This is a genomic window from Shimia sp. MIT910701 (assembly GCF_047126315.1).
Classification (GTDB): Bacteria; Pseudomonadota; Alphaproteobacteria; order Rhodobacterales; family Rhodobacteraceae; genus Shimia.
This window is the reverse complement of record NZ_CP138953.1, coordinates 628,238-648,577: the sequence shown is the minus strand read 5'-3', so window position 1 is coordinate 648,577 and position 20,340 is coordinate 628,238. Positions and strand designations below refer to the sequence as shown.

The following is a 20,340-nucleotide window of genomic DNA, read 5'->3' as shown; positions in this document are numbered from 1 at the left end:
TTAGCTTTACTCCATTGCTACATTTGGCGAGGTGGACTTGACCCCGCCCGTGACTTACATAAGTGCGAGAGAACAGTGTTTCCATGCCCAACATGAGGTTCAAATGAACTCCTCCCTAATTCAACTTCTGGTTCTTGCCGGTATTGCCGTGTTTCTGATCTTGCGTCTGCGCAGTGTTTTGGGGACTCGAGAGGGCTATGAAGAGCCACGTCAGGAAGGTGTTTCACAGGCCCGTCGCAAGGGGCCGGACCTTGAGGTGATCGAAGGCGGCCCAGACCAGGACATTCTGGATCACGCCGAAGAAGGCAGCGTGAATGCGCTGGCGCTGGCGAAGATGAAGTCGATGGAGCCGCAGTTTGGCGTGAACGACTTCCTTGGCGGTGCACGTGGGGCCTATGAGATGATCCTGATGGCCTTTGAGAAAGGTGATCTGGCGAGCATCCAGCCGTTCTTGGGCGAAGAAGTCTATGAGAGCTTTGCACATGTGGTAGAGATGCGCGCGGACAAAGGTCTGACCGTGGAAAGCGAATTTGTTGGGGTGCGTGAAATGGTGCTGCAAGCGGCGCATTTTGACGAGAACACCAAAGAAGGCGAAATCACTGTGCGCTATGTGGGTGAGCTGACCCATGTTGTGCGGGACAACGCTGGTGAGATTGTTGAGGGCAGCGAAAGCCAGATTAAGCGGCAGAAGGACATTTGGACCTTTGCCCGCGTGATGGGATCGGACGATCCAAACTGGCAGCTTGTTGCCACGGGCGAATGATCCGGGCGTTTCGGGCGGCTTTGGCCGCGGTCTTTGTGATGGCCGGAGGGGCAGCCATGTCCGAAACACATATGAAAATCCTGTCGTTTGACGACCTGGACGGGTGGGCCGCAGATGATCACGAGGCCGCCCGTCAAGTTTTTCTGAATACTTGTGTAGACTTTGACGCGCCGGACTGGCAGACGTTATGTGCGGCGGCGACGGGCATTGAAGACGCCCGTAAGTTTTTTGAGCTTCTGTTTCGGCCGGTACTGATTGAGGAGAAAGATAAATCGGCGCTGTTCACCGGCTATTTTGAGCCGGAGCTGGATGGATCGTTGACGCCAAGCGGGCGGTATCGCTTCCCTGTCTACAAAATGCCGCGGGAGGCCAAAGGTGGCCAATGGCTGACACGGCGCGAGATTGAGACCAGCGGTGCACTTCAAGGACGCGGGTTGGAGATTGCCTGGGTGGATGACAGTGTGGAGCTGTTTTTTCTGCAAATCCAAGGTTCGGGGCGCATTCGCCTGCCCAATGGGTCCTACATTCGTGTCGGCTACGGTGGGGCCAATGGGCACAAATACCGCTCTGTTGGTGCCGAGTTGGTGCGACGCGGTGTGTATAATGCGCATCAGGTGAGTGCGCAGGTGATCAAGAATTGGGTGAAACGCAATCCGGTGGATGGGGCGGAACTGCTGCGCCACAACGACAGCTTTGTGTTCTTCCGCGAAGTGAACCGCGTGCCCGCGCACAAAGGTCCTTTAGGGGCGATGAACCGCTCGATCACAGCAATGCGGTCAGTGGCCGTTGATCCGAAGTTCACGCCGTTGGGCGCGCCGGTTTGGGTGGAGAAAGACGGTGCGGGACCTCTGCGGCGACTGATGATTGCGCAGGATACTGGATCGGCCATCAAAGGTGCGCAGCGGGCCGATATCTTTTTTGGCACTGGGGATGAGGCCGGTAAGGCGGCGGGCACGCTTAAAGACCCCGGTCGCATGGTAGTGCTTTTGCCCATTCAGCGGGCCTATGCGATGTTGCCGGAGTCGGTGCTGTGACACGGCGGAAACTGAGTGAAGAAGAAGTCACCCTCTGGCGGAAGGTGGCAGATACTGCTGAGCGGTTACATCCCGGCACAAGCGCGCATGAGCTGCCAAAACCCAAGCCAAAGCCGATCAAGAAGCCAAGGCCACATCTTTCCCCTGCCCTGCCGGATTTTGAAGTTGGCTCCAAAGCCAATACCAGTCCCTCGATGCATGATTTGATGGGATCGGTCTCCGAACGTGTGGCACGGCAGCCTGTGCAGATGGATAAGAAAGCCTTTGGCCGCATGAAGCGCGGGAAGCTGGTGCCTGAAGGCAAGATCGACCTACATGGCATGACCGCAGATCAGGCACATGGAGCGTTGACCGGTTTCATTATGCGCTCTCATGGGGAGGGCAAGCGGGTTGTTCTGGTGATCACAGGCAAGGGCAAAACCAAACGGGACGAAGGGCCGATCCCGACCCGGCGTGGGGTGCTCAAACATCAGGTGCCGCAGTGGTTTGCCCTGCCACCAATGAAGCAGTGTATTTTGCAGGTGGCGGAAGCCCATATCCGGCATGGCGGTACCGGGGCGTATTACGTCTATCTACGCCGCCGTTGAGTTTCGAGCGCGCGCGAAAGGCACCACCATCACAGCGCTGGCGACAGCGAAGCAGATCGCAAAGCCTTGCAGTTGCGATTGGTAGTTGATGCCTTGATCGATCATCCAACCGGACAGACCTGGACCCAAGGCAGACCCCAACACGCCAAAGGCGGCGACGGTGGCTTTGATAGCACCCAGATGCTGTGTGCCGAAAAACTCTGACCAAACCGACGCAGGCAGAGTTGCCATGCCACCGCCCGCCATGCCCATGAGCACCACGCCCACAGCGACCCAGCTGACCGTGGGTGCCCAGGCGTGAATAGTGAAGGCGGCGACCAGTGGTAAAAGATAAAGCGGCATAAGCCGCGCGGCCCCAAGTTTGTCGATCAGCCAGCCATAAACGAGTGTTGATATGCCAAATGATAGTGTTCCAAGCGGGAACACCGCCACCAAGGACAGGTGCGACCAGCCTTTGATTTCCGCAAAATAGGCTTGTTGGAAGAAAAACACTGTGGCGAAGGCGGGGAAGGCCATCATCGCAGGAATGGCGGAGAGGAAGACTGGGTGCTGGATGGCCTCCCGGCGGGACCAGTTGCGCCCTTCCATGCCAAGCGCTTTTTCGTCTTTGGCAAGGCTTTGCGGTTCTCGCTCTTGCCGGAGCAACAAAAACACCACCGGTGCCATGGCTAGGCAAAGAAGGCCGGCCGCGAGCCAAATCCACTGCCAGTGAAATTGTGTTTTGAGGCTTACAGCCGTGAGTGGCATGATGGCTTCGGCGCACATGAACCCCATGGTGGCAAAAGCAAGCGCGCGCCCGCGCGATGCGGCAAACCAACGGGCCATCGCCACGCCCGCGGTGTGTGTCAGCATGCCCTGCCCTGTCAGACGCAGCGCGAGGATCACAAATGGCAGCACCCAGACCGAAGATAGCTGAGATAGCGCGATGCACGCAGATGCTAGTAGGAGTAGCATCAGTGGGCCAAGGATGCGCACTCGAATCCGATCCGCCAACGTTCCAGCCCAAAGCATGATGACCGCAGACGTGCCCGTACCCAACATGTAGATGGCGCCCCAACCGCCGTGAGAGAGACTAAAATGCGTTCGAATGTCGGCGGCGAATGTGCCGATGAAAAAGGTTTGCCCAAAGCAGGACATAAACATCAGCATCGCGCCGGGCAGCAAGTAGCGGCCGTTTTGTTTTACGAAGTCCGCAGTGGAGATCATGTGCTGCCACCGGGCCCAGCGACCTGAATGGCAATCGCCTCATTGGACACCCGTACGCGCTCTGCTTGGCGAAGCAGGAAATTCGGGTCGTCTGGCGCCAATAGTTCATCAAAGGACCGCGCATCACGAAGCAATGCGATCAGTGCCGGGCTTTCGGCAAATGTCATGTGGTTGCTGCTGCCATCCGCAAAGCTGGACACGTCAAACACGATCACAGGGAGGTCTGCCAGAACATCGGGGTTGGAAAGTTGTCCGAGCCTTTGTGAAGAGCGGTTGATGCGGCTGGAAAGGCGCAGGGCGTTGTCTTCGGTTGAGGTCAAAATCACCGTGGAGTCTGGTAAGGCGTCAAAGGGCTCCAAATTGCGCAGAAACAAATCCACCGGCATGTCTGGGGATATCAGAGCCAAGGCGTCAATGTTGCGGGCGGTCCAGCCGGGCTCTTTGTGTTCGATCTGGCGCAGAGTTTCGGTGATTAAATACGTGCCCAGAGAGTGGCCTACCAGCAGCAGGCGATCTGATCTGGATTTGGCGAGTTCACGTAGGGTGCGTTCCAGATCATCGCGTGAGTACAGTGCGCTTTCGCGGTCATGTGCGTAGCCCAAAGGGCTGCCAGCGCTGGCCCAGGCGAAGTTCACCACGGTGCCGGGTAGGTCAAAATCGTTTTGAAGTTGAGCGATGCGGAACAAGCTGTCCTGATAGGTGTTGTAGAACCCATGCACAAAGACGGTGACCTCTCGGTTGCGGCGGGGATTGCCCGCGAGGCTGGCGGAGACTTTCCTTGCTAGGTCCGGAAGGGAGGCGATGGGGGCCTCTTTGGCAATCACAAAGTGTTTTTCAGGATCGGGGTTGGCCTTGAATGTGGGGGCTTCACCTGAGGTGTGCGAGGGCGGGATAGAGACGGTCGTGTCCAGAAAGGTCAGCTCATCATCGCGCGATGTTGCGAGATAGCCTGCTGCATTGCGTTCGCGGTTGGTGACCACAAAAATCTGGCGCGTGTTGGGCGCGTTGAGCGCTTTTGGTCGGATCGGTGCGGTGATGCGATCCGCGCAGGCGGAGAGCATTATACTGGCGACAATGAGGATGAGGTATCGCACGAAAAATCCCGGCAAAACTGGTTTGCCGGGACTATGCAATTGAATGCGCGGACCTGCTAGGGGGAAATCAGAGCACGTAGCGGCTGACGTCCATGGATTTGGCCAACTCGCCGATATTCGTCTCTACAAAGGCGGAATTCACCACAATTTCTTCGCCCGAGCGGTCTGGGGCGGAGAAGCTGAGCTCCTCAAAGACTCGCTCCATCACTGTGTAAAGCCGACGTGCGCCGATGTTTTCCACCGATTGGTTCACCTCAGCAGCGATTTTCGCCAGCGCTGCGATGCCATCCTCAGTGAAGGACACAACAACCTCTTCAGTGCCCATCAGTGCGGTGTATTGGCGGGTCAGGGCGTTGTCGGTTTCGGTGAGGATGCGCACGAAGTCTTCTTCGGTCAGCGCGCGAAGTTCAACACGGATGGGTAGGCGACCTTGTAGCTCCGGCAGCAGGTCTGAGGGTTTGGCGATGTGGAATGCGCCGGAGGCGATAAAGAGGATGTGGTCGGTTTTCACCGGCCCGTGTTTGGTGGAGACGGTGGTGCCTTCGATCAGCGGCAGCAAGTCACGTTGCACACCCTCGCGAGAGACATCGCCGCCACGCGCTTCCTGACGGGCGCAGACTTTGTCGATCTCATCAAGGAAGACGATGCCGTTTTGCTCCACCGATTGTAATGCAGCAGCATTGACGGTTTCGTCGTCCAGCAGCTTGTCGGCCTCATCCGAGATCAGGACTTCGTAGCTTTCCGCCACGGTCATGCGCTTCTTGGTGGTGCGGCCGCCCATGGCTTTGCCAAAGATGTCGCCAAGGTTCATCATGCCCATCTGGCCGCCTGGCTGGCCCGGAATATCAAACATGCCGCCCAGGGGATTGGAACTGTCCGCCACTTCAAGCTCAATTTCGGTGTCGTCGAGTAAGCCGTCCTTGAGTTTCTTGCGGAACATGTCGCGGGTGCCTTCACGCGCGTCCGGACCGGCGATGGCGTCGATTACACGCTCCTCGGCGGCGGCGTGGGCTTTGACCTTCACGTCTTCACGCATGTGTTCGCGGGTTTGGATGATGGCGGCGTCGACCAGATCGCGGATGATCTGTTCCACGTCGCGGCCCACGTAACCCACTTCGGTGAATTTGGTGGCCTCAACCTTGATAAACGGCGCGCGGGCCAGTTTGGCGAGGCGGCGAGAAATCTCGGTTTTGCCCACACCAGTGGGGCCAATCATCAGGATGTTTTTGGGATAGACTTCATCGCGGATGTCATCAGCCAGCTGTTTGCGGCGCCAGCGGTTGCGCAGGGCCACGGCGACGGCGCGTTTGGCGTCTTTCTGGCCGATGATGAAGCGGTCCAGTTCGGAAACAATTTCGCGGGGTGTGAGATCAGTCATAAGAGTGTCCAATCAGTGGGATGGCGGCAGGCGGTGCAGCGGCAAGATGCCAGACAGCGGCGCAAGTAGGGCCGCGCGGAAGCGGGACCAGAAGGCGCCCAGCACCACCAGAAAGATGCCGAGGAAAAGAATGGTGAAGGCCGCGCCTTCGCCGTCAAAGACGATGCTGGCCAGGGCCAGGGTGTAGCCGATGGCGGCAATCAGGAAGGAGCGCCGGTCGATGATGATGGCGATGGCGGCAAATCCCAGAAGGAAAAGCATGAGCGCCAGATGCGCGCCGTTGCTTCCGGCCTCGAGAAGCGTCAGGGCCACGGTGTTGATCAACGCAGGCGCGGCGACAACATGCAGCCAGAAGCCTTGCGCGCTGCGGCGGGTGACTCGGTGCGGGTCGGACATGTCAAAGTACATGGCCACGGCAAAGACAGCGATGCCCACACCGAGTGTGATGAAGGCAAAGGGGCCTCCGGCGGAAAGTAGGAAGAGATCTTGCGGGCTGGTTGGCGTGCCGGATTGGTTGGCGCCAAGCATGAGCGCGATGCCAAAGACGCCAAGCGCAATCAGCGCCATGGCAAAAGGCACGCGGAAGCGCAGCCAGAAGATCAGTGTTGCCAGGGTGGCGAGCGCCAGTGGCAGTGGCAGGCTGGAGAAGTCTTCTTGAGCAAGCATGAAGGGCTGCGCGAAATAGGCGGTAATGCCGGACCCTGCGTTGATCGCCCAAAGGATGGACAGCGCAATGGCCGGGGCCACCATACGGCGGCGGCGGATGAAGTACTCTGCCAGTGCCCAGATCACAGCGCCGGAGATGGCTGTGGTGGTCACAATTTTGGTTTTGTAGTTCACCACTTCGGCGGCCATGGCGATGCCGTTGACCGCCGCCCAACCGCTGGCGAGGATCAACAGGCCCACGACAATGAAAATCTCATTGAAGCCTTTGAACAGCTCAAACGGTTCATCGCCAATGGCGAGGTCTTCGCGTGCACCGCGTCGGCTGTCGGCAAGTGCTGCGAGGGACGCAGCCTGTTGTTCATTCAGCAGGCCGGAGCCAACCGCGGCGCGAAGATCATCTTTGTCAATCATGAGGTGGGTCTCTCGTTACGCGAGCACTTTGGCAAACAGTTCGTCTTTCATCATGTCGTCAAACCACTCGGGGTAGCGACGACCCGGTGCAGCGGCGGCGTCCAGAGCGGCCATTTCTGCCTCGCTCAACTCGATATTGGCGGCAGCGATGCCGGTTTCAAGCTGGCTGAGCTTGGAGGCGCCGATGATGATCGTGTGGTCGCAGCGTTTGTTTAGAATCCAGGCTTGAGCAATTTGCGCGGGCGTGACGTTGTGTGTGTCGGCGGCCTCCGTCAGCGCGGTGATCGCGGCCAGCGCTTGCTCTTTGGAGACTTGCAGGAAATCACCTTCGGCCAGACGACCGTCGCTGTCTTCCAGCTTGTTGAGATCGTATTTGCCCGTCAAAAGACCGCCAGCCAGAGGTGACCACGCCATCAGGCCGATGCCAAGCTCCGCGCCCATGCGCAGAATGTCCATTTCGATGTCGCGACTCACAGCGTTGTAGAGGTACTGACCGGCGACAAACTGGCTCATGTTGTTGTCGCGCTGGAACTGAACGGCCTGTGCCACCTTCCACGCGGGCCAGTTGGACACGCCAATGTGGCGCACCTTGCCTGCGTCGATCACCGATTGCAGGGTCGAAAGGGTTTCTTCCATTGGCGTTGTGAAATCGGTTTTGTGCAATACCAGAAGGTCGATCCAGTCAGTATCGAGCCGTTTCAGGCAGCCATCCACGGAAGACAGGATGTGTCCACGTGAGAGGCCAGCGTCGGTGATGCGATCACTTTGACGGAAGCCAAGTTTGGTGCAGATCACTGCGTCGTTGCGTTTGCCCTTGAGGGTTTTGCCAAGAATGTCTTCGGCTTCGCCGTTGGAATAGCCATCAGCTGCGTCAAAGAAGTTGATGCCCCCATCCAGCGTCACATCAACCATGCGCTGGGCATCGTTCAGGCCAACCTTGGCAACGCCGGGAATCCAGTCGGAGCCGTGGGTGAAGGTCATGGTGCCAAGCGCCAGACGGGAAACAACCAGACCGGAATTGCCCATGCGGGTGTAGGTCATGTCGGTCATTGTTTGATCGTCTCCACGGTCAGGTTGCCGTTAGTGTAGACGCAAATATCACTTGCGATGCCCATGGCTTTGCGCGCCACCTCTTCGGCAGACAGATCGGTGTCCATCAGGGCGCGTCCCGCAGCCAGTGCATAGTTGCCGCCGGAGCCAATGGCGGTCACGTCATGTTCAGGCTCCAGCACGTCTCCTGCCCCGGTGATGACAAAGATGTCGGCGCCGTCCGACACAATCAGCATGGCTTCGAGCTTTTGCAGGTACTTGTCGGTGCGCCAATCTTTGGCCAGTTCCACGGAAGCGCGGGCCAGTTGGCCGGGTGTGGCCTCGAGTTTGGCTTCGAGACGTTCGAGAAGCGTGAAAGCATCTGCGGTGGAGCCAGCAAAGCCCGCGACAATTTCATAACCGCCGGGGCTCAGGCGGCGCACCTTTCGCGCGGTGCCTTTGATCACGGTTTGGCCCAACGAGACCTGCCCGTCACCGGCAATCACAACTTCGCCAGCCTTTTTCACACCAATGATGGTGGTGCCGTGCCAACCGGGGAATTGATCCTCAGACATCCAAAAGCTCCTTTTGTCCTTTGCCCTATATGAGCCTGCGATCAGAAAGGCACAAGAGTTTGGGTGGTTTGCTGGGGTTGCCCCTGCGATTTCAAGCGCATAGCCTCGCCCCATGGACGAAGAACAGGATGTTCGCATAGAAGCTGCATTGCAGGACTTCTTGCGTTTGCAGCGAGATTTGGACCTACCTGATGAGTTGGTGACACATGAATTGCTGTGGCAAAAGAATGACCACCGCAGCCATATCGTTTTGCGGCTTGATTGCGGTGACAAGTCCTATGTCCTGAAACGGGTGTTTGGCGCTGATAATTCTGATCAGTTGATTCAAATGGCCCAGGCGCAGGTTGACGCCAGCAACGCCATGGGAAATGCGCGGCGGATGCGGGCGCCGAAAGTACACTATGTGAGTGAGGACGGCGCTGTCCTGCTAATGGATCACGTGACCGGAAACACATTGGATACGTTGCTTTACCGTGGCCGCGATCCCAAAAGCCTTCTGAAACGGAGCGGGCGGTGGTTAGCCACTTTTCATCGGGTCATGGACCGTCGAAAGCGCCCTTTTCGGCCAGACCAGATGATCGCGCATATTGAGCAGTTGGCACGTCAAATCGAAGATGGATCTCGGCGCGTAGTTGCGCCAAAAAGATTTCTAAAATGCGCCTCTCAGATTCCTGAGCGGGCGGCACAGTTTGCAGGTCAAAGGACAGTCGTGGCACGACGTCACGGGGATATGAACCTTCGCAATTTGATCTTTGCCCAAGACGGCCTCTACGGCATAGATTTTCATCCACCCAATCAGCTGCCTGTTGGGTTTGATATCGTTCGGCTGTTGTTAGATTTTGCCGAGATCCATCAAGATAACACTGCACTCAAATCCGGCGCGTTTTTGCGCGATGACGTGGTGTCATCGTTTTTTGAAGGTTACCGTTTGATCAAACCCGATGATCCCAGTTTTCGGTTTCTTCAACCTGTGCGCCTGCTTCTGGACTGGTGCGCCATTCCAGCTGACCCAGAGGATCGCAGTTGGCGGCAACAGGATCGATGGGAGAATATGGAGATACTCATAAAAAAGGGGTTTGAATAAAAAAGGCGCCCCGAATGGAGCGCCTTTAGAACTGGTATCTGATGAGGATCAGAGGGAATCTTCGATCCAGCTTTGCAGCGCGGCTTTAGGCGCGGCGCCTGCGCGGTTGGAGATGACCTGACCATCTTTGAAGATGAACAGCGCTGGGATGCCGCGCACACCCAGAGCAGCAGCTGCGCCCGGGTTGCTGTCCACATCAACCTTGGCAATTTTCACCTTGCCGTCCATCTCAGCCGACAGCTCTTCGAGCGCTGGGCCGATTTGTTTACATGGGCCACACCATTCGGCCCAGAAATCTACGACGACGGGTACGTCGGCGTTTTTTACTTCTTCGTCGAAGGTGGCATCGGTGACAGCAACAGTTGCCATTGTGGAGGTCTCCTGAAAGAGGGTGCTGGTAAGTCTTGGTTCGAGGGAACCTAGGTTTGCGGGGCGGGGGCGTCAAGATATCCTGTGGCTGCAAGGGACTTTGTCACAAGATCGTGTGGCAGTTCCATCAACTCTGCTGTTGCCGTCCACAGGATTGCCGTGCGGATTGGCTGGTCAAAAATCTGTTCCAAAGCATGAGTATAGGCCCCCATTTGCCGCAAAATGCCATCTGGTGTGGTTTTCGCAGTGGTCGGGACCGTGGCGTTGGTTTTGAAATCGATGGCCCAGACACAATCTTCCTGTATCACCAAGCGGTCTATGATTCCATGCAAGCGGTTGGGGCCAAGGTCGGCGGTCACGGGCACTTCCGCCAATGCAGATTGATCAAACAGCCATTTGAGCTCGGGTTTGGACAGAGTTTGCGTGGCTTCGGCCAACAAGTCTTGAAACTGTTCAGCCTGCATCTCGACCAGATCATCTTGCAGAAGAGATTTGGCAATTTCAGACCACTCCGTGTTTGGATGGTCAGGCAAATGTTCGAGCAGAAGGTGCAGCCAGGTGCCGCGTTGCATGGCGGCCTCCTGATCCCGTCCCTGCTCACCTCCCAGAGCTTTTGCGCCACCAAGGTCGGACGGGCTAAGCGCGTGTGGTGGCGCTGGCAGCAGTGGGGCGGCGGATTGCAGAAACGCCGGAACTTCGACCTTTGTGGGTGCGGATTCGTCTGCTACATCAGAGACTGTTCCTGCCCAATTCCCATGATCCAGGCGCAGACCTTCGCCTCCGTCAAACTGACAAGGCGTGGCATTAGAAGCGACCATCGCGGTGCAGACGGTGTCATACCAGCTCTTGCCGTCTTTCCCCAAATCTCCGGCCGCAGCTACAATCAGCCATTTTTCAGCACGGGTTATGGCCACATAAAGCAAGCGCAGCCGTTCGGCAGCTTGCGCTTCGGCCAAAGTCTCGCGCGCCAAGGCTAGAGGTGCGGGGGCGCTGTCGGACGCCATGTTCCAAAGCGCGGTGTCGCCCACGGGCACAATGGGCGCATCGGTCTTGATCAATCGCTTGCCGGTGTCGGGCATGATCACAATGGGGGCTTCCAGACCTTTGGACCCGTGCACCGTCATCACGCGGATGCGGTTGGTGGCGCTGTCCATCTGGCGCTTGATTTCCAGATCGTCGGTCTGCATCCATTGCAAAAAGCCGGTGAGGCTGGGCACTGAGGATTTTTCATAAGCCAAGGCCTGGGAGAGAAGTGCATTGATGCCGTCTTCTGCCTCTGCCCCAAGGCGCGCGAGGAAGGCGTGGCGGCCTTTGTGGCGTGTCAGCACACGTTCGATCAGGTCGTAGGGGCGCAGGAAGTCGGTGTTGGCACGCAGATCGTCCAGCACGGCCATGGTTTTGGGGAACTCATCGCCCCTGTCGCGCAAGGCGGCCCAAAGGTAGGTTTTGGGGGCTCGGCGGTGCGCAAGATCAAAAAACGCCTGTTCTGACCAGCCAAACAACGGAGACCGCAGGATCGTGGCCAGCGACAGGTCGTCTTCCGGAGTGGCGAGGAAGGACAAAAGCGCGCCGAGGTCGCGCACGGCCATTTCGCCGCCGACTTTTAGGCGGTCAGCACCGGCGATCGGTAGGCCGTGCAGCTTACAGGCGCGGATGATTTCGTGGAACAGGTCAGAGCGACGTTGCACCAGAATGAGGAAGTCACCGGGTTCAATTTTGCGCTGCGTGAATCGCCCGTCGGGCCCGCGCGTGTCGGCAATGGTGTCCTGTTTGATCATCCGTGCGATTTGGGCGGCGATGCGATCCGCGAGGATGACTGTGTGATGCGTGTCGCCAAGTCGGTCGACCGGATCAAACCAGTCATCTTTCTCAGCTTTGGCGACAGGTTCAACCATCGGCCAGAGGTCAACGCGGCCCGGCATGTCGTCGTTAAAGGCAATATGACGGTTGCCAGTTGGGAAGCCCGCGTCGGTGTGGTTTTCAAAACACTTGTCGACGAGGTTCAGAATGGCTGGGGATGAGCGGAAGGAGTATTCCAGGCTCAGGTCTTGAAGCTGGCTCTCCGTGGCATGCAGCCGGTTGGCAAATTCGTCGCGCATGCGGTCAAATTCGGCCGGGTCCGCGCCTTGGAAGCTGTAGATCGACTGCTTTTTGTCGCCCACGACAAAGATGGTGCGGGTGTCCTCGCCCCGTGCGCCAGAGCCCGAGGTAAATTCCTGCGCGAGACGTTCGATCACCTGCCACTGCACCGGACTGGTGTCTTGGGCCTCATCCACGAGGATGTGGTCAATACCCCCGTCGAGGCGGTATAGCACCCATTCTGCCACTGCTGGTTCGTTGAGAAGGTTGCGCGCCCGCAGGATCAGGTCGTCAAAGTCGAGCCATCCGCGGTGTTGTTTGGCGGTGTCGTAGCGCTCGAGGAAGCGGGCGGCGAACGCGTGCAGTGCGGCGCTGCGGTCCTTGGCTTGAAGCGCCAGACGACGAGGGCGCGCGTCTTCGACACGCAGCATGAGCGGTTTGATGCGTTCCATCAAATCCGCATGGTTGGTGCGCAGTGCCTTAGTCGGGAAAGAGTCTAACTTCGCACAAAACGGTTCTTTTGCACCTTTTCCTGTCAGGAATACCGACTCGAGAATGGGCAACGCGGACACATCGAAGTTGGTGATCGCACTCAGTTTTGTGGCCGCCGTCGCATCGGTTTTGCCCCCTGTTTGAAGGACGCCGATGAGCGCGTCTATCAGCTCTGTTTCGCCGCCAAGAAACACGTCAGATTGCAAAGCATCATGATCATAGCCTTCCGGCAGACCGAGCAAATCGCACAGGTCCGGCGGCGATGCGGGATGACGCAGCCGGTCCGCGTGGCGACAGATGTCTGCCGTCAGATCTTCCAGGGCGGCGCCAGTGAAATGCGTGGCGAGATCCCGCACCAAAACGGCGTCTGGCCCTTCGGCCATCTGTTCCACAATCTCTTCGCGCAACAAAGCGGCCGCGCGGTCTTCCATTTCGCTGAACAGGGGGGAGACGCCGGCCTCAAGCGGAAAACGACGCAGCATCGAGGCGCAGAACGAGTGGATCGTTTGGATTTTCAAACCGCCTGGCGTTTCAATGGCGCGGGCAAACAACGTGCGAGCGTTGCGCAAATCATCTGCGTTGGATTTGCCCACAACACCGAGGTCTGCGAGCTCTTCGGACAGCTCGGCATCAGATTTCATCGCCCAGCTGCCCAACCGTTTAAACAATCGGTTCTGCATCTCGCTGGCGGCGGCCTTGGTGTAGGTCAGACACAGGATGTGTTGTGGCAAGACCCCTTCCAGCAAAAGCCGCGCCACTCGGTCCGTAAGCACGCGGGTTTTGCCCGAGCCGGCGTTGGCGGAGAGCCATGTGCTGGCGTCGGGGCGTGCGGCGGTGATCTGGCGACGGGTGGCGTCATTCATAGACTGGGTCATGACAGCGCCTCCGGGGTGGGTTCATCGGTGGCATCCCATTCGCCAAAGCGCGCCAGTTGGTCATAGTCGCTTTCGTCGCGCTCGGTGCGCATGGCGCGGCGGGAGGTGAAGCCTTTGCCGTCGGCGAGGTAGTGTTCGATCAGGGCGATGAACTCTTCCCAGACTTTGGTGGGTGGCGTTTCCAGAAGGGGTGCGGGCTGATCCTTGGGGGAGGTGCCAAGGCCGATGTAGATCGCGTCAGCAACGTCGGAAGGATCAATGTCCTTGAACCCGCCCTGTTCGGCCATGGCAGCCTCCAGCAGGAGTTGCTTGTCAAAGTAGGTTTGCTCGTCCTTAGAGGGTGGCGCACCGGTTTTATAGTCATACAAGATCAGCGCGCCGGTTTCGGTGCGATCGACACGGTCCGCTTTGGCGGTTAGCCGGAAGCCCAGCTCGGGAATGGTGCCTTCGGCCTGTATTTCGAAGGCCAGAGGTTCGGCGCGCGCGCGACGTTTTTCTTCGCCATGTACGATGTGATCTGCAACCCGATCCAGTCTGGCCTGCCACAAGGCACGCGCCGTGGCCCAAGGTACGTTTTGAGTCAGAACAGTCTTTGATATGGCTAAAATTTGATCTCGTGTTACGGGTGTTTGGTCGACTACGGATGTCTTGATCAGCGTTTCCAGGATCTCATGCACAATGATGCCGCGCAACAGCGCGTCGGGCGTGCGCATCAGCGGATCAAGTGGGCGCAGGCGCAGGACGTGTTTGGCATAGATTGCATATGGATCACGGATCAGGCGTTTGATTTCGGTGACCGAAAGCTGTCGTGGACGGGCCTCAGGCGGTGGTGTCGGCGAAGGGCGTGGCGCGGCGGGCAACATGGGCACGGTTTCCATCGTGCGAACGAAAGACAGCCAGGTGTCGCCACGGGCTTTCATGTTTTCGAGTGCGTCTGGTCCATTTTGGTCTGGCAAGCCGCTTAGCAAATTCACGAGGCGATTGACCCACCGGGACGGCACGGTTTCGGCTTCGTCTGAGCGAACAGAACGGGTGATCCAGACTTCCGGCGCGCCGATGGCTTGTTGGAAATCATGGGCGGAGAGGCCAATGCGGCGTTCCGGCAGCAACAGGCCCGCATCATGGCGCAGTTTGCGGTTGAGCCAAGGATCGGGGCTTGGCGCTTCGGGCCAGCTGCCTTCGTTGAGGCCACCAAGGATCACAAGGTCCGCACCTTGAACGCGTGCCTCCAAAGTTCCCCAGATCAGGATGTTTGGATGGCCCGCATCGCGGTCGCGCACTTCTGCGCGGGACAGCAAAGCGCCAAACAAGTCGGCATAGTCCGTCGGGGCAATGAGACCAACGACCTGTGCATGTTCTTTCACTTCGGACACGAGCCTGTGTGCCGAGCGACCGGCAGCTTGATCCCAAAGACCGCCGCTGCCCTCAACGGCGCCTTGGGCGATCCTCTCAGAAAGGGCGAGGTGGTCGTTTAGAAGCGCGGCCATGTCCATTTGGGTGCGTTCGGCAGCACAGAAACATGCGGTGACCCAAGCCATCCATGCGGATATTTCTTCGTTGCGCGCAGCGGCCCAAGCCTGCAGTTTTTCGGATTCGGGATAGGCTATACCATTGCGGCGTATCCATAGCTCCAGGTCACGGGTGAAACGGAGGTGATCGCCGCGGTTTTCGCCGCTGTGCGTCAAGGGGTGTTTGAGCAGCGTCAGGAGGGCTTCGGAGGTCAATTTCTGGTGCAACAGAGCCGCTGTGTGGCGCAGGAAGCGGCCGGGAGGGGACAGCTGCAAGGGTTGTCCGGCGCTGTCATCTGGCACAATGTCCCAGCGATCCAAGGCGGCTGTTACTTGGCGGGTGAGCATCCGATCTGGCGTGATCAATGCGCAGGTCAGTCCTTCGTCGGCGGCCTTGCGCAAGCGGGCGGCGATGGTGAGAGCCTCTTCGCGCTGGGTGGTGGCCTCGACCAACGTGATGTCCTTGGTGGCAGCGGTCAGGTCACCGAGATTTGGGCCTTGGCTGAGCCATTGGTCTGTGACCGGCGCGGGGCGCAGGGCAAGTGACACCAGCTTGTTGCGCGCAGCCGAGGGCTCGGCGCAGTTGTGCCAGAGCTGTACGTCCTGAGCGGACATACCCAGGTCGTTCACCAAAGCGCGGAAGCGGTATTGCGGATGATCTTCGCTTTGCATGCCGTCGGACAAGTGATCCCAGGTTTCAGGTGGCATGTCGAAGTCGTAGCCGGGCAGGACCACTGCGCCCTGCGGGAGCGCCGCGACTGCCTGCATCAGCAATTGCATTGTGCCGCGGGAGCCGGTGGAGCCCGCCAGAATGATAGGATGTTGAGGCGGCGTGTCTTCCCAAGATTGCACAATCGCCTCAATCGCGCGGCGCTGGCGGGCTTCTTGACCTGGTGCGCTGTCGAGGTTTTCCAAGAAATGGCGCGCGATGCCAAAGAAGGATTGCGCACGGGCCCAGTGACCGGATTGGTCGCTGACATCTAAAGCCTCTATGACATCCACAGGCACGCCTTCACCGGCCATCTCGTCAAACAACCCTGCGAGGCTGTCGGCGAGGTCATAGACGGACGCGCGCGCGGCAAGGTCAGGCTGTTGTTCCAGAAGTCGCGTGACAAGTTGGATCAGCTCAAATCGTTGACGGATGGCGGGTGTGGCGGCCGGAAGATGTGCCGTAGCAGCGTTGGCAAATTCGCCAAGCAGTTGGATGCGGGGCAGGAGGGTTGCTGGACCCTCGTCAAAGAGGGCGTGCACACGGCGCGCCATGCGGGCAGTGTTCACGATCACGGTGGCTTTGGCGATGGCATCGGGACGCTGACCTGCAAAGCGCGCCCGAATGCCTTCCACAAGGTAACGCGGGAAATCTGCGCCGGGGGGCAGGGCGAAAACCCGGGGCATGTCGCTTGGCTCAAACATCACTTGCCTCCAGCATGTCTTCGGCAAGCGTGATGCCTTCGGGGGATCCGACGTCACACCATTTGCCGGGGTATGTCAGACCATAAAGGCGGTCGCGTTTGTGCATTTGGTCCCAGAGCAGGTTAAGCGAGAACGCGGTTTCTGAGATGTTGTGCAGTCCGTCCGTTTTGAGGATCTGGATGCCGGAGTAGACAACCCCGGGCCCGCGTGAGATTTGACCGGTCTCGCTCAGCACAAAGTCGCCTTTGCCTTTGTGACCAATGGCGTTTTCTTTGGGAAGGCACAGCAGAAGCGCGTCCATTTTTTCTGGTTTCCAGGCCTTCTGCAGCATTTGGAATGGGTTGGGACCGCGCCAAACCGCGTCGGTGTTGCTTGTGAAAACCGGTCCGCTTCCAAGCAGTGGCAAGGCATTGCGCAGGCCGCCGCCGGTTTCCAAAATGTCAGGGGCTTCGACTACAACCTGGACCGATGTTTCCTTCAGATGATCCACCACCTGTTGATGGTGATAATGCGCATTCACAACGGTGCGGGCTGGTGAGACGGCCTCGGTCAGCGCAAGTGTGCGATCCAGGAGTGTTTTGCCGCTCACCCGCAAAAGTGGCTTCGGCATGTTTCGGGTCAGCTCACCCATGCGCGTGCCAAATCCGGCGGCGAAGAGCATTACGACGTCGGGATGGTGGCGCATTTTGATTTCAGTTTCTCTAGAATGTCTGCGGTTGGGGCGGGCAAGGTTTCCCTAAGTATGTCAGCGGGCTCTTTGAGGATGGGATGTCTTAGATTGCGCATCGCCAGATCATAGACACGCGGGATCATGTCCACATAGTGCGGCTTTCCGTAGTGCATACAAAGCCTCGCAAAGACACCGACGATCCGCAGGTTGCGCTGTGCGCCGAGCAGGGCGTAGGCCACGTCAAACGATTGTGGGTCTAGGCCTGCGTTATGCACGAAATGCGCTTTGGTCTGACGCTCGACGTCAACTGGAACGTCACGACGGGCGTCTTGCAGGAGGGAGACCAGATCATAGGCTTTGTGGCCCAGCAGGGCGTCTTGAAAGTCCAGCAGTCCAACTTTGCCAACGCCGTCGCGGTCGGGCAACCACAAAAGGTTTTCGGCGTGATAGTCTCGCAAAACGAGCACATCCGGCGCGCCGAGGTGGTCCTTTAGGATTGGGGCAATGGCGTTGTGAAATGTCTCCCAAGCCTGTTGCCAAGGACGGTCCGCACCGGCGACGTACCAGGAAAACACCGGTTCAATCATCTCTGCCAGCGTGGCTGCATCCATTTGTGGCAAACCAGAAGGTGGTGTGTGTTGATGCAAGACGGTGAGCACATCGGCGGCGGCTGTGTAAAGCGGGGCTTCTGTGCCTGGGTTATTGGGAATGACACGGGCAAAGAGGTCATCGCCCAGGTCTTCCAACAACAACAAACCTTGGCTGTGGTCTTGAAGGTAAATCTTCGGCGCAGACAGACCTTTGGCGGTCAAATATGCGGCCATGTTGGCAAACTGTTCTGTACCGTTACCGCCTTCAAATGGCGCGTCCATCAGCACCGCGGTCTTTTCGTTGGGCAGTTTCAGACGTTTGTACCGGCGGGCGGAGGCATCGCCGGCAAGGTCGAAGTGTTGGGCAGTTTCCCATGCGGTGTCTGCCAAGAAGGATGCAATCACAACGTCGCGCGTGGTCATGTGGGGACGCCGGCAAGTTTTTCCGCCCAGTGATTTGATGCGGAGGTGAGTGTCAGGGTGCGATGCTCCTCTTGCGGGGAAATTTCAAACCGCAATGTGAGAGCGTTTTCCGGGGCAAGATCCGCCAGGCGGTCGGGCCATTCCACCAAACAAATGGCGTCCTCAAAAGCATCGGTCAGGCCCAGTTCCACCACTTCGTCCGGTGCGGAGAGGCGATAAAGGTCAGCATGCCAGATTTCGGAACTTGGCCCGTCATAGACCTGCACCAAGGTGAAGGTTGGTGACGGAACGTCTTCTATGGCCAGCAACAAGGACTGGATGAGAGAGCGGGCAAAATGGGTTTTACCGGCGCCAATCGGACCCTCAAGCAAGACAACGTCACCTGGTTCTAGGGTGGCTGCCATCTGAACCGCCAGAGCCTGGGTTTCCGAAGGGGAATTTAGGGAGAGCGTGCGAGAAAAAACCGTCATGGCGCCACAGTAAAAACGCGGCCCGTGACCTGCAAGCGGGTTTGGGAGTTAGTGCGCCGAGGGTAGTGGCACGCCAGCCGGACTGATTTCCTTAAATGTTAACAGCGTGACCCCGCCTGCAACAGGTGTGACCTCCACAGTCAGGACTTCGCCGGTTGTCTTGGAGACGGACGCGGACCATGCGCTGCGATCAGAAGTTGAGAGAATCCGCTTCTTTAATTTGCCCCAAACAGGAGACGGCTGGCAGTCCGCCTGCCAATGCTGGAGCGCATCGTGGAAGGTGTATTCGGCAAAGGTCCGCTCCGGGTCGCTTTTCCACAGATCGCGATAGGCCTGGTTGCACATGCGCAGTTGGCCGGTTGGGGAAAAGAGGATCAGCGCGCTTTCAACGGTGTCCAGAACGCTTTGGACCTGTTCCAACTCACTGCGAAAGCGGCGGGTGACGGTGATCTCTGCGGTGATGTCTTCGACCAAAAAAACCAGCGCGCCATCCGGATGGGGGCGACCCGTCACCTTGTAAGTCACGCCGGTCGGCAGCGTCCAAGTCTCGCTGTAATTGCCGATTTGAGCTTCCTCTACGATTCGGGACACCTGTGCGCGCCAATCCGTCTGGCCGTTCGGGGCTGGTGCCACATGGTGTTCCCGCAGCTGATCAAAAAAGGAAAAGAGATCGCAGCGGTTGGTAAGGAAGTCGACGGACAAACCGGTCAGTTCGGTGAGCGCCGGATTGAACAAAACCAGACGTTGGTTTTGATCAAAGATGGCGAGTCCTGTGGAAAGCTGCGCGAAGGTTTGGGAAAAAGTCTGCACAAAGCTGCGACGGGCGTCCTGCGCAGAAACTTCTGCATCCGCTTCGGTGGCATAGAACATGATGTCTGGGCCGGCATGTACGGCGGTCACGTTGAACCAGTGGGCAAGGGAGCCGTCCGGACGGCAGAGTTTGAAGCGCAAAGGTGGATCGCCTGGCGAAAGGGTTGAGGTGTCAAAAAGTGCTTGGGTGTCTGGGGCAAACCCAAGTGTCGCTCCAAGGGATTTGTAGGCGGTGTTGCGCCAAACAATCACGCCTTTTGCGTTGATCTTCCAAATGGGATTGGGTGCCTGAAACATCGCCTGCAAAATCGCAGTGCGGCGAGCCATGTCCGGGGCGTTGTCCTGTTCCAATGTCACGCGAGCGACATCGTTCCATTGATCCAAAGTGACAATTGAGGCGTCATTGGGATCATTGGATTTGAGGACGGTCACATCCCGCTCCTGGGCAGAGCCTTGCGCATAGGGGAAATCGGGAAAACTGGCTGAGAGTTTTTTGCGCAGGGCTTCCCAATCGAAGCGCTCAGTTGGTGTTTCCGAGCACAAGCGAAGGGCGGCTGTATTGGCGTCAACCAAGGTTCCCGCGCGAAACAGGAAGCGAGCAACCTGCTGTGACGGAGGCGATGGCTCGTCCAAGGGAAAGATGGTCTGCGAAAGCGAGCCGCGGGATTGTCTGACCACTGCGGCGGTTGCGAGGCTTGAAAGAACCAAAAGCGCAAAAAATAGGGCACTGAATACAAACATGGTGATCCCCATAGTTATTTGGAAACAACGAGGAGTACGTAATTAGATTACCCAAATAGCTTACTCAAAATTG

The 20,340-nt window shown here is 58.1% G+C and carries 17 protein-coding genes; 4 read left to right on the top strand and 13 right to left on the bottom strand.

Annotated features, from left to right (window positions below; all coding sequences use genetic code 11):
* The first annotated feature begins 103 nt into the window (after positions 1 to 103).
* From SIB38_RS03100 to SIB38_RS03090, 3 genes are read left to right on the top strand one after another with little or no spacing between them, the layout of a single operon-like run.
* Positions 104 to 763: a Tim44/TimA family putative adaptor protein gene (locus SIB38_RS03100; RefSeq protein WP_412551332.1), complete on the top strand. Its 660-nt coding sequence runs from the start codon at positions 104 to 106 to the stop codon at positions 761 to 763.
* Positions 760 to 1,797: a murein transglycosylase A gene (locus SIB38_RS03095; RefSeq protein WP_412551331.1), complete on the top strand. Its 1,038-nt coding sequence runs from the start codon at positions 760 to 762 to the stop codon at positions 1,795 to 1,797. The genes SIB38_RS03100 and SIB38_RS03095 overlap by 4 nt, the downstream gene beginning before the upstream one ends.
* Positions 1,794 to 2,384 carry a Smr/MutS family protein gene (locus SIB38_RS03090; protein WP_412551330.1) on the top strand — a complete coding sequence of 197 codons (591 nt, stop codon included), beginning with the start codon at positions 1,794 to 1,796 and terminating at the stop codon, positions 2,382 to 2,384. The genes SIB38_RS03095 and SIB38_RS03090 overlap by 4 nt, the downstream gene beginning before the upstream one ends.
* Here SIB38_RS03090 and SIB38_RS03085 read toward each other — a convergent pair.
* From SIB38_RS03085 to hslV, 6 genes are all read right to left on the bottom strand, one after another.
* Positions 2,370 to 3,590, bottom strand: coding sequence for an MFS transporter (locus SIB38_RS03085; protein WP_412551329.1), 1,221 nt, complete (start codon positions 3,588 to 3,590; stop codon positions 2,370 to 2,372). The two genes, SIB38_RS03090 and SIB38_RS03085, sit on opposite strands and share 15 nt — an antisense overlap.
* The gene (locus tag SIB38_RS03080; protein WP_412551328.1) at positions 3,587 to 4,684 is read right to left on the bottom strand and encodes an alpha/beta hydrolase; all 1,098 of its coding nucleotides are present in this window, start codon (positions 4,682 to 4,684) and stop codon (positions 3,587 to 3,589) included. Before SIB38_RS03080 ends, SIB38_RS03085 begins: the two co-directional genes overlap by 4 nt.
* 67 nt (positions 4,685 to 4,751) lie before the next feature.
* Positions 4,752 to 6,062, bottom strand: coding sequence for an ATP-dependent protease ATPase subunit HslU (gene hslU, locus SIB38_RS03075; protein WP_412551327.1), 1,311 nt, complete (start codon positions 6,060 to 6,062; stop codon positions 4,752 to 4,754).
* Positions 6,063 to 6,074: 12 nt separating this feature from the next.
* Complete coding sequence (locus SIB38_RS03070; RefSeq protein WP_412551326.1) at positions 6,075 to 7,139, bottom strand: hypothetical protein; 1,065 nt, start codon at positions 7,137 to 7,139, stop codon at positions 6,075 to 6,077.
* Between the two features lie 15 nt (positions 7,140 to 7,154).
* Positions 7,155 to 8,189, bottom strand: coding sequence for an aldo/keto reductase (locus tag SIB38_RS03065; protein ID WP_412551325.1), 1,035 nt, complete (start codon positions 8,187 to 8,189; stop codon positions 7,155 to 7,157).
* Positions 8,186 to 8,743, bottom strand: coding sequence for an ATP-dependent protease subunit HslV (hslV, locus tag SIB38_RS03060; RefSeq protein ID WP_412551324.1), 558 nt, complete (start codon positions 8,741 to 8,743; stop codon positions 8,186 to 8,188). Before hslV ends, SIB38_RS03065 begins: the two co-directional genes overlap by 4 nt.
* A gap of 112 nt (positions 8,744 to 8,855) precedes the next feature.
* Here hslV and SIB38_RS03055 point away from each other — a divergent pair, with 112 nt between their 5' ends.
* Positions 8,856 to 9,827 (top strand): phosphotransferase, encoded by a 972-nt coding sequence (locus tag SIB38_RS03055; RefSeq protein WP_412551323.1) that lies wholly within the window; start codon positions 8,856 to 8,858, stop codon positions 9,825 to 9,827.
* Between the two features lie 48 nt (positions 9,828 to 9,875).
* On the opposite strand, the gene trxA is transcribed toward SIB38_RS03055, so the two are convergent.
* The 7 genes from trxA to SIB38_RS03020 are packed head-to-tail and all read right to left on the bottom strand — an operon-like array spanning position 9,876 to position 20,159.
* Positions 9,876 to 10,196, bottom strand: a complete 321-nt coding sequence (gene trxA, locus SIB38_RS03050; protein ID WP_294115316.1) for a thioredoxin — start codon at positions 10,194 to 10,196, stop codon at positions 9,876 to 9,878.
* 50 nt (positions 10,197 to 10,246) lie between these two features.
* Positions 10,247 to 13,642, bottom strand: coding sequence for a double-strand break repair helicase AddA (gene addA, locus SIB38_RS03045; protein ID WP_412551322.1), 3,396 nt, complete (start codon positions 13,640 to 13,642; stop codon positions 10,247 to 10,249).
* Positions 13,639 to 16,563 carry a double-strand break repair protein AddB gene (addB, locus tag SIB38_RS03040; RefSeq protein ID WP_412551321.1) on the bottom strand — a complete coding sequence of 975 codons (2,925 nt, stop codon included), beginning with the start codon at positions 16,561 to 16,563 and terminating at the stop codon, positions 13,639 to 13,641. The genes addA and addB overlap by 4 nt, the downstream gene beginning before the upstream one ends.
* Positions 16,556 to 17,248 carry a nucleotidyltransferase family protein gene (locus SIB38_RS03035; RefSeq protein WP_412551320.1) on the bottom strand — a complete coding sequence of 231 codons (693 nt, stop codon included), beginning with the start codon at positions 17,246 to 17,248 and terminating at the stop codon, positions 16,556 to 16,558. The genes addB and SIB38_RS03035 overlap by 8 nt, the downstream gene beginning before the upstream one ends.
* Positions 17,224 to 18,246 carry an aminoglycoside phosphotransferase family protein gene (locus tag SIB38_RS03030; protein ID WP_412551319.1) on the bottom strand — a complete coding sequence of 341 codons (1,023 nt, stop codon included), beginning with the start codon at positions 18,244 to 18,246 and terminating at the stop codon, positions 17,224 to 17,226. Before SIB38_RS03030 ends, SIB38_RS03035 begins: the two co-directional genes overlap by 25 nt.
* Complete coding sequence (tsaE, locus tag SIB38_RS03025; RefSeq protein WP_412551318.1) at positions 18,243 to 18,716, bottom strand: tRNA (adenosine(37)-N6)-threonylcarbamoyltransferase complex ATPase subunit type 1 TsaE; 474 nt, start codon at positions 18,714 to 18,716, stop codon at positions 18,243 to 18,245. The genes SIB38_RS03030 and tsaE overlap by 4 nt, the downstream gene beginning before the upstream one ends.
* A 48-nt stretch (positions 18,717 to 18,764) precedes the next feature.
* Positions 18,765 to 20,159: a PAS-domain containing protein gene (locus SIB38_RS03020; protein ID WP_412551317.1), complete on the bottom strand. Its 1,395-nt coding sequence runs from the start codon at positions 20,157 to 20,159 to the stop codon at positions 18,765 to 18,767.
* Positions 20,160 to 20,340 lie beyond the last annotated feature (181 nt).

What these genes read in the sequence shown, in the direction of transcription:
- SIB38_RS03100 (WP_412551332.1), top strand. Translation starts at nt 104, where the DNA reads ATGAACTCCTCCCTAATTCAACTTCTGGTTCTTGCCGGTATTGCCGTG.
- SIB38_RS03095 (WP_412551331.1), top strand. Translation starts at nt 760, where the DNA reads ATGATCCGGGCGTTTCGGGCGGCTTTGGCCGCGGTCTTTGTGATGGCC.
- SIB38_RS03085 (WP_412551329.1), bottom strand. Translation starts at nt 3,590, where the DNA reads ATGATCTCCACTGCGGACTTCGTAAAACAAAACGGCCGCTACTTGCTG.
- hslU (WP_412551327.1), bottom strand. Translation starts at nt 6,062, where the DNA reads ATGACTGATCTCACACCCCGCGAAATTGTTTCCGAACTGGACCGCTTC.
- SIB38_RS03070 (WP_412551326.1), bottom strand. Translation starts at nt 7,139, where the DNA reads ATGATTGACAAAGATGATCTTCGCGCCGCGGTTGGCTCCGGCCTGCTG.
- SIB38_RS03065 (WP_412551325.1), bottom strand. Translation starts at nt 8,189, where the DNA reads ATGACCGACATGACCTACACCCGCATGGGCAATTCCGGTCTGGTTGTT.
- hslV (WP_412551324.1), bottom strand. Translation starts at nt 8,743, where the DNA reads ATGTCTGAGGATCAATTCCCCGGTTGGCACGGCACCACCATCATTGGT.
- SIB38_RS03055 (WP_412551323.1), top strand. Translation starts at nt 8,856, where the DNA reads ATGGACGAAGAACAGGATGTTCGCATAGAAGCTGCATTGCAGGACTTC.
- trxA (WP_294115316.1), bottom strand. Translation starts at nt 10,196, where the DNA reads ATGGCAACTGTTGCTGTCACCGATGCCACCTTCGACGAAGAAGTAAAA.
- addA (WP_412551322.1), bottom strand. Translation starts at nt 13,642, where the DNA reads ATGACCCAGTCTATGAATGACGCCACCCGTCGCCAGATCACCGCCGCA.
- addB (WP_412551321.1), bottom strand. Translation starts at nt 16,563, where the DNA reads ATGTTTGAGCCAAGCGACATGCCCCGGGTTTTCGCCCTGCCCCCCGGC.
- SIB38_RS03035 (WP_412551320.1), bottom strand. Translation starts at nt 17,248, where the DNA reads ATGCGCCACCATCCCGACGTCGTAATGCTCTTCGCCGCCGGATTTGGC.
- SIB38_RS03030 (WP_412551319.1), bottom strand. Translation starts at nt 18,246, where the DNA reads ATGACCACGCGCGACGTTGTGATTGCATCCTTCTTGGCAGACACCGCA.
- tsaE (WP_412551318.1), bottom strand. Translation starts at nt 18,716, where the DNA reads ATGACGGTTTTTTCTCGCACGCTCTCCCTAAATTCCCCTTCGGAAACC.